Here is a 13,528-nt window from a genome sequence, read left to right on the forward strand (position 1 = left end):
GCGGATTGGCGTTTCGCTGTGACCTACGTTTATTTCTGTCAAAACAGAAATTACGCTAAAGCATTCGGGAGTCAAGGCAAAAGAAAAGGGCCGGAGGTTTCCCCCCGGCCCTTTCGGTGTTCGGTGAAGCGCGGCTTACGCGTCTTCGAAATCGTCTTCTTCGGTCATCACCGGGCCGCTGTCCTGGCCCTTGGCGTCGACGTCGCGGTCGACGAGTTCGATGACCGCCATCGGCGCAGCGTCGCTAGCGCGGTAGCCGGCCTTGATGATGCGAGTGTAGCCGCCGTCGCGATCCGCATAACGCTCGGCCAGGACGTCGAACAGCTTCTTGAGCTGCGCGTCGTCGCCGAGACGGCTCAGCGCCAGGCGACGGTTCGACAGGCCGCCACGCTTTGCAAGCGTGATCAGCTTTTCGACATACGGACGCAGTTCCTTGGCCTTCGGAGCCGTGGTCAGGATCTGCTCGTGCTTGATCAGCGCGGCCGACATGTTGCGGAACAGGGCCTTGCGGTGGCCCGACTTGCGGCTCAGCTTACGCTGCGAAATTCCGTGACGCATTATACTTTCCTTCGTTCGTAAGGGGGCCGTGCGAGGTACCCCGGTACGGGCCGGATATTCGGGTCCGGCCCATTCCCGTAATTAGCCGAGAAGTTCCTGTTCGAGCTTCTTGGCCATTTCTTCGATGTTCTCCGGCGGCCAGCCCGGGATATCCATCCCGAGGCGCAGACCCATGCTGGAGAGGACTTCCTTGATCTCGTTGAGCGACTTGCGGCCGAAGTTCGGTGTACGCAGCATCTCGGCTTCGGTCTTCTGGACCAGGTCGCCGATGTAGATGATGTTGTCGTTCTTGAGGCAGTTGGCCGAACGGACCGACAGTTCCAGCTCGTCGACCTTCTTGAGAAGGTAGCGGTTGAGCTGGTTGGCGTCGCTTTCTTCCGGCTGCGCGGCCTGGCCGATCATGGCCGAGCTCGGCTGCGGGATACCGTCTTCGAAGTGGACGAAGAGGGTCAGCTGGTCCTGCAGGATGCGCGCGGCATAGGCCACCGCGTCTTCCGGCGTAACGGTGCCGTCGGTTTCGACGGTCAGCGACAGCTTGTCGTAGTCCAGTTCCTGGCCGACGCGGGCGTTCTCGACCTTGTAGCTCACCTGGCGAACCGGCGAGTAAAGCGAGTCGACCGGGATAAGGCCGATCGGCGCGTCTGCCGGACGGTTCTGGACAGCCGGGACGTAGCCTTTGCCGACGTCTGCGGTCAGTTCCATGTTGAGGTTCGCACCTTCGTCGAGGTGGCAGATCACGAGATCCTTGTTCATCACCTCGATGTCGCCGGTCACGGCGATGTCACCGGCGGTGACTTCGGCCGGGCCGGTCGCGGAAAGCTGCAGACGCTTGGCGCCTTCGCCTTCCATCTTGAGGGCAATCTGCTTCACGTTGAGGACGATGTCGGTCACGTCCTCGCGCACGCCGGCGAGCGAGCTGAACTCGTGCAGCACGTTCTCGATCTTGATCGACGTGATCGCGGCACCCTGGAGCGACGAAAGCAGAACGCGGCGCAGCGCGTTGCCGAGCGTCAGGCCGTAGCCGCGCTCGAGCGGTTCTGCGACGAAGGTTGCCTTGCGGCTCTTGTCGCCACCGGCTTCCTTGATGTCGAGGGTGTTGGGTTTCTTAAGTTCCTGCCAGTTCTTGGTATTGACGGACATGGATTTCCCCTGGGACTAGATGCGGGCAGGACCGGCAGCGCCTTGTGAGCGCGTCCGGTCCGAGGAATGTCGGCGACCCCGAAGGGCCGCCAGGCAGGTTCGGATCAGACGCGGCGCCGCTTCGAAGGCCGCACGCCGTTGTGCGGGATCGGCGTCACGTCACGGATCGACGTGATGTTGAAGCCGACTGCAGCGAGACCACGCAGCGCGCTCTCACGACCCGAGCCCGGGCCCTTCACTTCGACTTCGAGGGTGCGAACACCGTGTTCCGCAGCCTTCTTGCCGGCATCGTCTGCAGCGACCTGCGCGGCATACGGCGTCGACTTGCGGCTACCCTTGAAGCCCATCATGCCGGCGCTGGACCAGCTGATCGCATTGCCCTGCGCATCGGTGATGGTGATCATGGTGTTGTTGAAGCTGGCGTTGATGTGCGCCACGCCGCTGGTGATGTTCTTCTTGTCACGGCGCCTGATCTTGGCGGGTTCGCGTGCCATTTCTCGTATTCCTTTTTTTGCGGACGAAGGAAAAAGCCTGAAGGTCTCTAGGACCCGGCTTACTTCTTCTTCCCGGCGATCGGCTTGGCCTTGCCCTTGCGGGTACGGGCGTTCGTGTGCGTGCGCTGACCGCGAACGGGCAGGCCGTTACGGTGACGCAGGCCGCGATAGGACTTGAGGTCCATCAGGCGCTTGATGTTCATCGCGGTTTCACGACGAAGGTCGCCTTCGACCGTGTGGTCACTGTCGATCGTTTCACGAATGCGCAGGACTTCCTCGTCGGACAGGTCCTGGACACGGCGGGTGTGATCGATGCCAAGCTTGTTGGCGATCTCGACGGCCGTCGTGCGGCCAATACCGTGAATGTAGGTCAGCGCGATGATAACGCGCTTGTTGGTGGGGAGGTTTACCCCGGCAATACGAGCCACTTACTTCTCCATGCTCCACAGGGATTTACGCCGTTTCGCCGACTGGCAAAGGGACGCACCCCTATCTCATCGCTCAATTCAATCGACCGCTCCGGCGCCGCTACGGCAAAAAGCCCGGATGGCGCGCATCATTGGCTGCCGCCTGCCGGACTTCTCCGAAATTGTCGAATGAATGGCGCGCTTACGGTGATTCGCCTCTCAGGTCAACAGGCGACGCGCGCAACAAGCGACGCCGCCCATATGGGTGGCGCACCGTGCAATGCAACTATCCTACACGAGCCGGGCGGCTTGTCAAAATAGCTCGCACCCACACGGCGCGCCGGAATGTGGACGATCAGACGACGCCGAAGGCCAGCATGGCGTCGGCGACCTTCTTGAAGCCGGCGATATTCGCGCCCTTCACGTAGTCGACATAGCCGCCGTCCTGCTCGCCATATTCGACGCACTTGCCGTGGATGCCCTCCATCAGCTCGGTCAGCATTTCACCGAGCCGTTCGTGGTTCCAGCTGATGCGCTCTGAGTTCTGGCTCATCTCGAGGCCGGAGACCGCGACACCGCCGGCATTCGCCGCCTTGCCCGGGCCGTAGAGGATCTTCGCATCGTGGAAGACCTTCACCCCCTCGAGCGTCGTCGGCATGTTCGCGCCTTCCGATACTCCGATCACGCCGTTGGCGACCAGAGCCTTCGCCTCGTCCTCGTTGAGCTCGTTCTGCGTCGCACACGGCAGCGCCAGGTCGCACGAGACGTCCCAGGGGCGCTTGCCTTCGTGGAAGGTCGCATTGGTGAAGTGGTCGGCATATTCACTGATCCGCCCGCGCTTCACGTTCTTGAGCTGCTTCACCCAGTCGATCTTCTCCTGGTCGAACCCGTCGGGATCGTGAATGAAACCGCCGCTGTCAGACAGGGTCAGGACCTTGCCGCCGAGCTGGGTGATCTTCTCGGCCGCATGGGTCGCGACATTGCCCGAGCCGGAAATGACCGCCGTCTTCCCCTCGATGTCATCGCCTTTGTGCTTGAGCATGTTCTGCAGGAAGTAGACCGCGCCGTAGCCGGTCGCTTCAGGCCGCATCTGCGAGCCGCCATATTCCGTCGCCTTGCCCGTGAGCACGCCTTCCCAGCGGTTGGTGATGCGCTTGTACTGGCCGAACATGTAACCGATTTCGCGCGCGCCCACGCCGATGTCGCCTGCCGGCACGTCGGTATCCGGGCCGATATGGCGATAGAGTTCGGTCATGAAGCTCTGGCAGAAGCGCATGACCTCGCTGTCGCTCTTGCCCTTGGGGTTGAAGTTCGCCCCGCCCTTGCCGCCGCCCATCGGCAGGCCGGTGAGCGAGTTCTTGAAGGTCTGCTCGAAGGCGAGGAATTTCAGGACGCTTTCGTTCACGCTCGGGTGGAAGCGGATGCCGCCCTTGTAGGGGCCGATGGCGTTGTTGTTCTGGACGCGCCAACCGCGCTGGACGCGGATGTTGTGGTTGTCGTCTTCCCAGCACACGCGGAACGAGACCACGCGGTCGGGCTCGGCGATGCGGCGCAGGATCTGCGCTTCGTGGTATTCTTCCTTGTCCTCGATGAAGTCGAAAATGTCCTGCGCAACCTCGTGCACGGCCTGGATGAATTCATCCTGGCCCGGATTGCGCTTCTTAACGCCTTCCATGAACTGGTTGAGATCGACGTGACGGTCGTAGACTGAAGCCATGGGTCCCCTCCTGAGCTGGCGGGAGGGACTTCGCCCCTGCCCCGCAAGATTGTCAGCGACCACTAGCGCGTCATGTATCGCGGTCGGTTTTCCGACTCGCGCCTATGTGCATGGGCGGCACCCTAGCGACGAATGCCGCCATGCCAAAGGCCAAGTTTCTCCAAGCGCTTACTCGATATCGCCGAACGCTTCGTCGACCGACTCGCGTTCCGGAGCATCCTCTTCAGCCTCTTCCTCGGCAGCTTCGCTCTCTTCCGGAGCCTCTTCAGCCTTGTCCTCGGCAGGCTTCTTCGGCTCGTCGACGCGGCCGAGCAACTCCGCGAGATGCGAGAGCTGCTGGCTCATCACCCCGTCGACCGCACGCGCGATCACCGGGGTTTCGAAGCGCATGTAGCCACCCACGACATATTCGAAGACGATCACCGTGCCCTCTTTCGATTCCGAAAGCGCAATGGTGAGAACGCCATCGACCGGCTCGCTCTGGAGCGGGCCCAGGCCGCCGCGCATGCGCAGGACATTGTCGGGCGAGGCGTGGATGACGGTCATGTGCTCGACGCTGCCGGCGAGGCCGACTTCGTCGCGCTTTTCATCGGCGGGGATACGTTCGCAGAAACAGCCGCCACCCTGCGGGGTGATCGACATGTTTTCCGCATCGCCGCTCCAGGTGTGGGCATCGTCCCACCACTCGCCAGGCGAAATCAGCTTGAGCCAGGTTTCGCGCAGGTCGGCGGAAACGACCGCCCGGTCGCGCGTGACGAAGCTGCCGTTGCCTTGCGCGACGACTTCCGCCTGCGCCGGTGCGGAGACGGCAAGTGCCAGCACTGCGGCCGGTACGATGGATTTGAGCATTTCGATCCCTTTCCTTGGCCGCACCTATTCCACGTGAGGGGCGGCTTGGAAAGGGTCGAGATTTCAGGAAGCGAGGATAGCTTCGATCGCCTTGGTCACGTCCTCGATCGCGGCCATGCCGTCGACCCGGCGGACGATACCGCGATCTTCGTAGAAGGGCAGGATCGGCGCGGTCTTGGCGCGATATTCCTGCATCCGCTTGCGAACGGTTTCCTCGTTATCGTCGGGACGACGCTTGAACTCGGTCGAACCGCACTTGTCGCACACGCCCTCTTTCTCGGGGAGCTTGTAGCGATCGTGATAGCCCTCACCGCAATTGGCGCAGGTGAAGCGGCCGGTGATGCGATCGACCAGCGCGTCCTCATCGACCTGAAGCTCGATCACGTAGTCCAGCTTGCGGCCGTTCTTTTCGAGAATGCCGTCGAGCGATTCAGCCTGTGCGGCGGTGCGCGGGTAGCCGTCGAAGATCGCGCCGACATCGTCGCCCATGGCGGCAAGTTCGGCATCGATCAGCGCGGAGACGATCTCGTCGGAAACAAGCTCGCCGCGCTCCATCACTGCCTTGGCACGCAGGCCGACCTCGCTCTGCGCCTTGACTGCGGCGCGAAGCATGTCGCCGGTCGAGAGCTGGCGCATGCCATGATGCTCTACGAGATTGGCTGACTGCGTACCCTTGCCCGCACCCGGCGGACCCAACAGGATGATGTTCACGAGCAATACCCCCTTGGTGCCGCCGTGCGGATCAACGCATGCGGCCCTTGAGTTTGGCCTTCTTGATGAGGTCACCATACTGGTGCGCGAGAAGATGCGACTGGATCTGGCTGATCGTATCCACAGTCACGTTCACGACGATCAGCAGGCTGGTGCCGCCGAGGAAGATCGGAACGCCGAGCTGGCCGATCGCCCATTCGGGGATGATGCAGACCAGCGTGAGATAGATCGCGCCAACCACCGTGATGCGGGTCAGGACGTAATCCAGATAGTCGGCGGTGCGCTTGCCCGGGCGGATGCCGGGGATGAAGCCGCCGTTCTTCTTCAGGTTCTCGGCCGTGTCTTCCGGGTTGAAGACGACAGCGGTGTAGAAGAAGCAGAAGAAGATGATGCCGATGGCGTAGAGCGCGAGGTAGAGCGGCTGGCCCTGCCCGAGGTACTGCAGCATCTGCTGCAGGAACGCGCCGCCGCTGCTGTCGGTATCGAGCGAATTGCCCGCGAACTGCGTGATCGTCAGCGGCAGCAGGAGCAGCGAGCTGGCGAAGATCGGCGGAATGACGCCTGCGGTGTTGAGCTTGAGCGGCAGGTGCGAACGGTCGGCTTGCATCATCCCGCGGGCCGTGGCGCGCTTGGGATACTGGATCAGCAGGCGGCGCTGGGCGCGCTCGAAGAAGCAGATGATGAGGATCAGGATCACCACCATCGCGATGAAGGCAGCTATCACCGGTGCCGTGATGTTACCCGTGCGGCCGCCTTCGAACAGGTTCGAGGCGAAGGTCGGGAACTGGGCGACGATGCCCGCCATGATGATCAGCGAAACACCGTTGCCGATGCCGCGGCTGGTGATCTGCTCGCCCAGCCACAGGAGGAACATGGTGCCGCCGATGAGGCTGATGACCGCAACGATACGGAACATCACGCCCGGGTCGACGACCGCCTGCAGGCCATTGGCCGCGGCGAAACTTTCGAGGCCCGATGCGAGAAACCAGCCCTGGATCGCGCACAGGAAGACCGTGCCGTAACGGGTGTACTGGTTCAGTTTCTGGCGCCCGGTGGCGCCTTCCTTCTTCAGCGCGGCGAGCGTCGGGTGGAGCGAAGCCGCCAGCTGGATCACGATCGAGGCCGTGATGTAGGGCATGACGCCGAGCGCGATGAGGCTCATGCGCTCGAGGCTGCCGCCCGTGAAGGTGTTGAACATGTCGAGGATGCCGCCGCGTGCCTGGTCCGTCAGGTTCTGCAGCGCGGCCGGGTTGACGCCCGGGAGCGGCACGAAGCTCAGGAAGCGGAAGACGATCAGCGCACCGATGGTGAACCAGATACGGTTCTTGAGCTCGGTCGCTTTCGAGAAGTTGGCGAAGCTGAGATTGCTCGCAAGATTATCGGCGCGTGATGCCATGGGAAGTTCTTGAATCCTGATGTGGCGCCGGTCCCTCCCGGCTCAGGCAAGATAAATAGGGAGCGGAGGTTCGATTGTCGAACCCCCGCTCCCTAATTTTACCGTTTAGTCGGCTTTTTCGGCCGTTTTCTTCGGCGCGGTCACTTCGACCGAACCGCCAGCCTTTTCGACCGCTTCGATCGCACCCTTCGATGCGCCGGCGACGACGAACTTGACCTTGGCCTTCAGTTCGCCCTTGCCCAGCAGGCGGACGCCGTCCTTGCCGCCACGGGCGAGGCCGGCAGCCTTGAGGGCCGCGTGGTCGATGTCCTTCTTCGCATCGAGCTTCTTCGCGTCGATGAACTTCTGAACCATGCCGATGTTCACTTCGGCAAAGTCCTTGCCGAACGGATTGTTGAAGCCGCGCTTCGGAAGACGCATGTGAAGCGGCATCTGGCCGCCTTCGAAGCCCTTGATGGCAACGCCCGAGCGGCTCTTCTGACCCTTCTGGCCACGGCCACCGGTCTTGCCCTTGCCCGAGCCGATACCACGGCCGATGCGCATGCGACCCTTGCGGGCGCCTTCGTTGTCACGGATGTCGTTGAGTTTCATAGTGTGCACTCGCTTTCGCTTTGTTTCGCGCTGAAATGGAAGCGGCCCGGTAACGAACCGGACCGCTTCGGTAAAGTGATTAGTCGATGATCTCGACGAGATGCGGGATCTTTGCGACCGCGCCACGCACTTCCGGCGTGTCCTGGCGTTCGACGACCTTGTGCATCTTGTTGAGACCCAGGCCGATCAGGATCTTGCGCTGGCTTTCCGGCCGACGCAGGGGCGATCCGACCTGCTTGAGCTTGATGGTTTCTTTCTTCGCCATCGTCTTACTCCGTTACGGCAGCAGCTTCAGCTTCCGCCTCGGCTTCGCTGGCGCCACCGCGACCGAGCAGGTCGGCGACCTTCTTGCCGCGACGCTGCGCAACCGACTTCGGCGACGACTGGTTCTGCAGCGCGTCGAAGGTGGCGCGGATCATGTTGTAGGGGTTCGACGTACCGACCGACTTGGTCACGACGTCGGCAACGCCCAGGCTCTCGAACACTGCACGCATCGGACCACCGGCGATGATGCCGGTACCCGGAGGTGCGGTGCGGACGGTGACCTTGCCGGCACCGAAACGACCCTTGCCGTCGTGGTGCAGCGTGCGACCTTCCTTGAGCGGGACGCGGATCATCTTCTTGCGCGCAGCAGCGGTAGCCTTGGTGATGGCTTCCGGAACTTCGCGAGCCTTGCCGTGGCCGAAGCCGACGCGGCCCGAGCCGTCACCGACGACAACCAGAGCTGCAAAGCCGAAACGCTTACCGCCCTTAACGGTCTTCGAGACGCGGTTGATGTGAACCAGCTTCTCGATGATGCCGTCGTCTTCTTCCTCGCGGCGACCACGACCACCGTCGCGGCCACGACCGCGGCCACGGCCACGGTTGTCACCACCGTCACGGCCGCCACGGCCACGACGCTGCTGCGGCTTGCCTTCGTCGCCCTGGGCAGCCGACTGGTTGTCGGCAGCTTCGGACGGCGTGTCGGCAACAGCCGGCTCTTCGTGCGTCACAGCGTGCTCGGTTTCAGCGGTAGCGACCTTCTGTTCTTCGGTCGCTTCGGTTTTCTTTTCGTCTGCCATTATCAGAACTCCAGCCCGCCTTCGCGGGCGGCATCGGCCAGCGCCTTCACGCGGCCATGGTAGAGGAACCCGCCGCGGTCGAACACGACAGTGGTGACGCCAGCCTTCTTGGCTGCCGCGGCGATGTCCTTGCCGACCTTGGCTGCGGCTTCGACGTTACCGCCGGCACTCTTGCTGCCCAGCGTCGAGGCAGCGGCCACGGTGCGGCCTTCTGCGTCGTCAATGATCTGGGCATAGATGTGCTGGCCGGTGCGGTGGACCGACAGGCGCGGCTTGCTGCCGGCGTGCTTGCGCAGAGCCGTGCGGACACGGCGACGGCGGCGTTCGAACAGGGAAAGCTTAGCCATCTTACTTCTTCTTCCCTTCCTTGCGGAAGACGTATTCGCCCCGGTACTTGATACCCTTGCCCTTGTAGGGCTCCGGCTTGCGCCAGCGGCGGATTTCGGCGGCAAACTGGCCGACGGCCTGCTTGTCGATGCCCGAAACCTCGACAGTGGTCTGGTCGGGAGTCTTCACTTCGATGCCTTCCGGCACGTCGAGGTCAACGTCGTGGCTGTAGCCGAGCTGAAGCTTGAGCTTCTTGCCCTGCGCCTGCGCACGGTAGCCGACACCGGTGATCTCGAGAGTCTTCGTGAAACCTTCGGTGACGCCTTCGACCAGGTTCGAGACCAGCGTGCGCTGCATGCCCCAGTAGGAACGCGCCTGCTTGGTGTCGTTGGCCGGGTTGACCTGGATCTCGTCGCCTTCGACCTTGTAGTCGATGAGGTCGGACAGACCCATGGAAAGGGTACCCTTCGGACCCTTCACGGACAGCGTACCGTTGTCGATCTTGGCCTCGACCCCGCTCGGGATCGCGACCGGCTTTTTGCCGATGCGGCTCATCAGAACACCTCCGCCAGCACTTCGCCGCCGACGTTCTCGGTGCGAGCTTCCGCGTCGGAAAGCACGCCCTTCGGCGTCGAGACGATGGTGATGCCGAGGCCGTTGCGCACGGTCGGAAGTTCCTTCGAACCCGAATAGACGCGGCGGCCAGGCTTGGAGACGCGAGCGACGTGCTTGATCGCAGGTTCGCCCTCAAAATACTTCAGTTCAATCCGCAGTGCCGGGTGCTTGCCCGAAGCGTCTTCGCTGTAGCCACGGATGTAGCCTTCGCGCTGGAGCACTTCGAGGACGTTCGCACGCAGCTTGGAAGCCGGCGAAAGGACGGAGTCCTTCTTCGCCTGCTGGCCGTTGCGGATACGGGTGAGCATATCACCCAGGGGATCGGTCATTGCCATAATCTAGATCCTCACCAGCTCGACTTGGTCAGGCCCGGAATCAGGCCCTTGTTGCCGAGGTCGCGCAGCTCGATACGGTTGATGCCGAACTTGCGATAATAGCCGCGCGGGCGGCCGGTGGTGGCGCAGCGGTTGCGCACGCGGGTCGGGTTCGCGTTGCGCGGGATTTCCGCCATCTTCAGGCGCGCGATGAGACGTTCGCTCTCGTCGAGCGATTCATCATCGGCAATAGCCTTCAGACGCGCGTATTTCGCCGCGTACTTCTTCACGAGCTTCTTGCGACGCTCGTTCTTGTTGATCGAACTCAGTTTCGCCATTGGACTTAAGCTCTCTTCCTTAGCGGCTCACGCCGCTTCCTTTTCTGCGGCTTGCTCAGCCGGGAACGGGAAACCGAACAGGCGAAGCAGCTCGCGCGCTTCCTCGTCGGTCTTCGCGGTGGTGGTGACGATGATGTCCATGCCGCGCACCTTCTCGATCTTGTCGTAGCTGATCTCCGGGAAGATGATCTGCTCCTTGAGACCCATCGCGTAGTTGCCACGACCGTCGAACGACTTGGCGTTCAGGCCGCGGAAGTCGCGGATGCGGGGCATGGCGATGGTCACCAGGCGGTCGACGAATTCGAACATGCGGTCGCGGCGCAGGGTAACCTTGCAACCGATCGGCATGCCTTCACGCAGCTTGAACTGCGCAATCGACTTCTTCGCCTTGGTGATGACCGGCTTCTGGCCGGCGATCAGCGCCATTTCTTCAGCGGCAACCTGAACCTTCTTCTTGTCCTGGCTGGCTTCGCCCACGCCCATGTTGAGCGTGATCTTTTCCAGCTTCGGAACTTCCATGCGGTTCTTGTAGCCGAACTTCTCGGTCATCGCCTTGACGATCTCGTCGTCGTAGCGCTTCTTCATGCGAGGCGTGTAATCAGCCATCGATGGTCTCCCCGGATTTCACGGCGACACGGACCTTCTTGCCGTCCTTCTCTTCGAAGCGGACACGGGTCGGCTTGCCGTCCTTGGGATCAGCCACGGCCACCTTCGAGATGTGCATCGGCGCTTCGAAGCGATCGATGCCACCCTGCGGGTTGGTCTGGCTCGGCTTGCGGTGACGGGTTGCGACATTCATGCCTTCGACCACGACCTTGGCTTCCTTCGGGAGAACCTTGGTCACGGTGCCGGTCTTGCCCTTGTCCTTGCCGGACAGGACGACGACGCTGTCACCCTTCTTGATTTTCGCGGCAGCCATCAGAGCACCTCCGGAGCGAGCGAAATGATCTTCATGAAGCCGCGACCGCGCAGTTCGCGCACGACCGGGCCAAAGATACGCGTGCCGATCGGCTCTTCGCTCTTGTTGACCAGGACAGCGGCGTTGCTGTCGAAGCGGATCACGCTGCCATCGGGACGACGAACGTCCTTCTTGGTACGCACGATCACCGCACGGTGCACGTCGCCCTTCTTGACGCGTGCACGCGGCTGGGCTTCCTTCACGGAAACCACGATCACGTCGCCAACGGAAGCAGTCCGGCGCTTAGAGCCACCCAGTACCTTGATGCACTGGACGCGCTTTGCGCCGCTGTTGTCCGCGACGTCGAGATTGGATTGCATCTGGATCATAGATCCGGTTCCTTCTCACTGGCTTGCCGGTACGAGTCCGGCAGTTCCTAACGTCTAAAGTCTCAGTTACCCGCGGCTTCCACGTCGAGGTCGGCTTCAACAGCCACGCCCTTCGACGCCTGCACACGGTCGATGACGGTCCACGTCTTCGTCTTGGAGATCGGTTTGGTCTCCTCGATGCGGACGGTATCGCCAACGTTGTATTCGTTCTTCTCGTCGTGCGCGTGATAGTTCTTCGAGCGACGGATGATCTTCCCGTAAAGCGGGTGCTTCACCTTGCGCTCGACCTTCACGGTCACGGTCTTGTCGGTCTTGTCGGAGGTGACGGTCCCGATGAGGATACGCTTCGGCATCGTTAGCTCCTTAAGCCTTGGCCGAAGCCGCTGCGCGTTCGGTCTGCAGAGTCTTGATCTGCGCGATCGTGCGGCGGACTTCCTTGATCCGCGCAGGGGCTTCCAACTGGTTGGTCGCCGCCTGGAAGCGGAGGTTGAACTGCTCGCGCTTCAGCTCGGTGAGCTGCTCTGCGAGCTGGTCGTCGGACTTGGTGCGAAGGTCTTCGATCTTGGACATCGTTTAGCCCTCCAGGTGCGAGGTGTCGCCGAAACGGGCAACGACCTTCGTCTTGATCGGAAGCTTCATCGCCGCACGCTCGAAAGCGGTTGCAGCGAGCGGACCGGGGACGCCGTCGAGTTCGAACAGGATGCGACCCGGCTTGACGCGGGCAGCCCAGTATTCGACCGAACCCTTACCTTTACCCTGACGGACTTCGGCAGGCTTCTTCGACACCGGCACATCCGGGAACACGCGGATCCAGAGACGACCCTGACGCTTGATGTGACGCGTGATCGCACGGCGAGCCGCCTCGATCTGGCGCGCGGTGATCCGCTCCGGCTCGAGGGCCTTGAGACCGTAAGAGCCGAAGTTCAGCGTGGTGCCGCCCTTCGCGTCGCCCTTGATCTTGCCCTTGAAGGCCTTGCGGTACTTGGTTTTCTTCGGTTGCAGCATTTTCTCTTACCTATCCTGCAATCAGCGCGCCGGACGGACGCCCGAGGTCTGGGCTTCCATCATGAGACGGTCCTGCGCGGTCGGATCGTGAGCGAGGATTTCGCCCTTGAAGATCCAGACCTTGATGCCGATGATGCCGTATGCGGTCAGCGCTTCGGCTTCTGCATAGTCGACATTGGCGCGCAGCGTGTGCAGCGGAACGCGACCTTCGCGATACCACTCGACGCGGGCGATTTCAGCGCCGCCGAGACGGCCACCGCAGACGATCTTGATGCCTTCGGCGCCAAGGCGAAGGGCCGACTGAACGGCGCGCTTCATCGCACGGCGGAACGCGACACGGCGGATCAGCTGGTCGGCGACACCCTGGGCGACGAGCTTCGCGTCGATTTCCGGCTTGCGGATCTCGACGATGTTCAGCTTCACTTCGCTTTCGGTCATGGTCGACAGCTTCGAACGCAGCTTTTCGATGTCTGCGCCCTTCTTGCCGATGATGACACCCGGGCGAGCCGCGTAGATCGAGATGCGGCAAAGCTTCGCCGGACGCTCGATCACGACCTTCGAGATCGCAGCCTGCGGCACGTTCTCGAGGATGTACTTGCGGATCTCGATGTCTTCCTTGAGCAGCTTCGCGTAGTCACGCCCTTCGGCGTACCAGCGGCTGTCCCAGGTACGGTTGATCTGCAGGCGCAGACCGATCGGATTGCTCTTCTGGCCCATC

The 13,528-nt window shown here is 62.2% G+C and carries 22 protein-coding genes; all 22 read right to left on the reverse strand.

All coding sequences use genetic code 11. The features are described from left to right. Window positions 1-135: 135 nt before the first annotated feature. Window positions 136-558 carry a 50S ribosomal protein L17 gene (gene rplQ, locus EO245_RS10895; protein ID WP_128892951.1) on the reverse strand — a complete coding sequence of 141 codons (423 nt, stop codon included), beginning with the start codon at window positions 556-558 and terminating at the stop codon, window positions 136-138. An 81-nt stretch (window positions 559-639) separates the two neighbouring features. Further along, the gene (locus tag EO245_RS10900; protein WP_128892952.1) at window positions 640-1,698 is read right to left on the reverse strand and encodes a DNA-directed RNA polymerase subunit alpha; all 1,059 of its coding nucleotides are present in this window, start codon (window positions 1,696-1,698) and stop codon (window positions 640-642) included. Window positions 1,699-1,802: 104 nt separating this feature from the next. Beyond that, window positions 1,803-2,192: a 30S ribosomal protein S11 gene (gene rpsK, locus EO245_RS10905; RefSeq protein ID WP_067598921.1), complete on the reverse strand. Its 390-nt coding sequence runs from the start codon at window positions 2,190-2,192 to the stop codon at window positions 1,803-1,805. 59 nt (window positions 2,193-2,251) lie between these two features. Next, a complete protein-coding gene (gene rpsM, locus EO245_RS10910; RefSeq protein ID WP_128892953.1) occupies window positions 2,252-2,620 on the reverse strand; it encodes a 30S ribosomal protein S13 in 369 nt (122 codons plus the stop codon). Window positions 2,621-2,954: 334 nt separating this feature from the next. Continuing rightward, entirely contained in the window at window positions 2,955-4,316 is a 1,362-nt protein-coding gene (gene gdhA / locus EO245_RS10915; protein WP_128892954.1) for an NADP-specific glutamate dehydrogenase, read from the reverse strand. Window positions 4,317-4,484: 168 nt separating this feature from the next. Next, a complete protein-coding gene (locus EO245_RS10920; protein ID WP_128892955.1) occupies window positions 4,485-5,165 on the reverse strand; it encodes an SRPBCC family protein in 681 nt (226 codons plus the stop codon). Window positions 5,166-5,228: 63 nt separating this feature from the next. Beyond that, window positions 5,229-5,876, reverse strand: coding sequence for an adenylate kinase (locus tag EO245_RS10925; protein ID WP_128892956.1), 648 nt, complete (start codon window positions 5,874-5,876; stop codon window positions 5,229-5,231). A 31-nt stretch (window positions 5,877-5,907) separates the two neighbouring features. Further along, a complete protein-coding gene (secY, locus tag EO245_RS10930; RefSeq protein ID WP_128892957.1) occupies window positions 5,908-7,272 on the reverse strand; it encodes a preprotein translocase subunit SecY in 1,365 nt (454 codons plus the stop codon). A 105-nt stretch (window positions 7,273-7,377) separates the two neighbouring features. Then, entirely contained in the window at window positions 7,378-7,863 is a 486-nt protein-coding gene (gene rplO, locus EO245_RS10935) for a 50S ribosomal protein L15 (protein ID WP_128892958.1), read from the reverse strand. A gap of 79 nt (window positions 7,864-7,942) precedes the next feature. Further along, a complete protein-coding gene (rpmD, locus tag EO245_RS10940) occupies window positions 7,943-8,128 on the reverse strand; it encodes a 50S ribosomal protein L30 (RefSeq protein ID WP_128892959.1) in 186 nt (61 codons plus the stop codon). Window positions 8,129-8,132: 4 nt separating this feature from the next. Next, window positions 8,133-8,927 (reverse strand): 30S ribosomal protein S5, encoded by a 795-nt coding sequence (rpsE, locus tag EO245_RS10945; protein ID WP_234027014.1) that lies wholly within the window; start codon window positions 8,925-8,927, stop codon window positions 8,133-8,135. Beyond that, window positions 8,927-9,271, reverse strand: coding sequence for a 50S ribosomal protein L18 (rplR, locus tag EO245_RS10950; protein WP_128892960.1), 345 nt, complete (start codon window positions 9,269-9,271; stop codon window positions 8,927-8,929). Before rplR ends, rpsE begins: the two co-directional genes overlap by 1 nt. 1 nt (window position 9,272) lies before the next feature. After that, window positions 9,273-9,806 (reverse strand): 50S ribosomal protein L6, encoded by a 534-nt coding sequence (rplF, locus tag EO245_RS10955; RefSeq protein ID WP_128892961.1) that lies wholly within the window; start codon window positions 9,804-9,806, stop codon window positions 9,273-9,275. After that, window positions 9,806-10,201: a 30S ribosomal protein S8 gene (gene rpsH / locus EO245_RS10960; protein ID WP_128892962.1), complete on the reverse strand. Its 396-nt coding sequence runs from the start codon at window positions 10,199-10,201 to the stop codon at window positions 9,806-9,808. The genes rplF and rpsH overlap by 1 nt, the downstream gene beginning before the upstream one ends. Window positions 10,202-10,212: 11 nt before the next feature. After that, window positions 10,213-10,518, reverse strand: coding sequence for a 30S ribosomal protein S14 (gene rpsN, locus EO245_RS10965; protein WP_128892963.1), 306 nt, complete (start codon window positions 10,516-10,518; stop codon window positions 10,213-10,215). A 27-nt stretch (window positions 10,519-10,545) separates the two neighbouring features. Then, complete coding sequence (gene rplE / locus EO245_RS10970) at window positions 10,546-11,124, reverse strand: 50S ribosomal protein L5 (protein ID WP_128892964.1); 579 nt, start codon at window positions 11,122-11,124, stop codon at window positions 10,546-10,548. After that, window positions 11,117-11,437: a 50S ribosomal protein L24 gene (gene rplX, locus EO245_RS10975; RefSeq protein ID WP_128892965.1), complete on the reverse strand. Its 321-nt coding sequence runs from the start codon at window positions 11,435-11,437 to the stop codon at window positions 11,117-11,119. Before rplX ends, rplE begins: the two co-directional genes overlap by 8 nt. Next, window positions 11,437-11,805 (reverse strand): 50S ribosomal protein L14, encoded by a 369-nt coding sequence (rplN, locus tag EO245_RS10980; protein WP_128892966.1) that lies wholly within the window; start codon window positions 11,803-11,805, stop codon window positions 11,437-11,439. The genes rplX and rplN overlap by 1 nt, the downstream gene beginning before the upstream one ends. 62 nt (window positions 11,806-11,867) lie before the next feature. Next, complete coding sequence (gene rpsQ / locus EO245_RS10985) at window positions 11,868-12,158, reverse strand: 30S ribosomal protein S17 (RefSeq protein WP_128892967.1); 291 nt, start codon at window positions 12,156-12,158, stop codon at window positions 11,868-11,870. Between the two features lie 10 nt (window positions 12,159-12,168). Next, window positions 12,169-12,375: a 50S ribosomal protein L29 gene (rpmC, locus tag EO245_RS10990; protein ID WP_128892968.1), complete on the reverse strand. Its 207-nt coding sequence runs from the start codon at window positions 12,373-12,375 to the stop codon at window positions 12,169-12,171. Between the two features lie 3 nt (window positions 12,376-12,378). Next, entirely contained in the window at window positions 12,379-12,810 is a 432-nt protein-coding gene (rplP, locus tag EO245_RS10995) for a 50S ribosomal protein L16 (RefSeq protein ID WP_128892969.1), read from the reverse strand. Window positions 12,811-12,831: 21 nt separating this feature from the next. Then, window positions 12,832-13,527: a 30S ribosomal protein S3 gene (gene rpsC / locus EO245_RS11000; RefSeq protein ID WP_128892970.1), complete on the reverse strand. Its 696-nt coding sequence runs from the start codon at window positions 13,525-13,527 to the stop codon at window positions 12,832-12,834. Window position 13,528 lies beyond the last annotated feature (1 nt).

Origin of the sequence: Erythrobacter sp. HKB08 (genome assembly GCF_004114695.1) — a bacterium.
Taxonomy (GTDB): domain Bacteria; phylum Pseudomonadota; class Alphaproteobacteria; order Sphingomonadales; family Sphingomonadaceae; genus Parerythrobacter_A.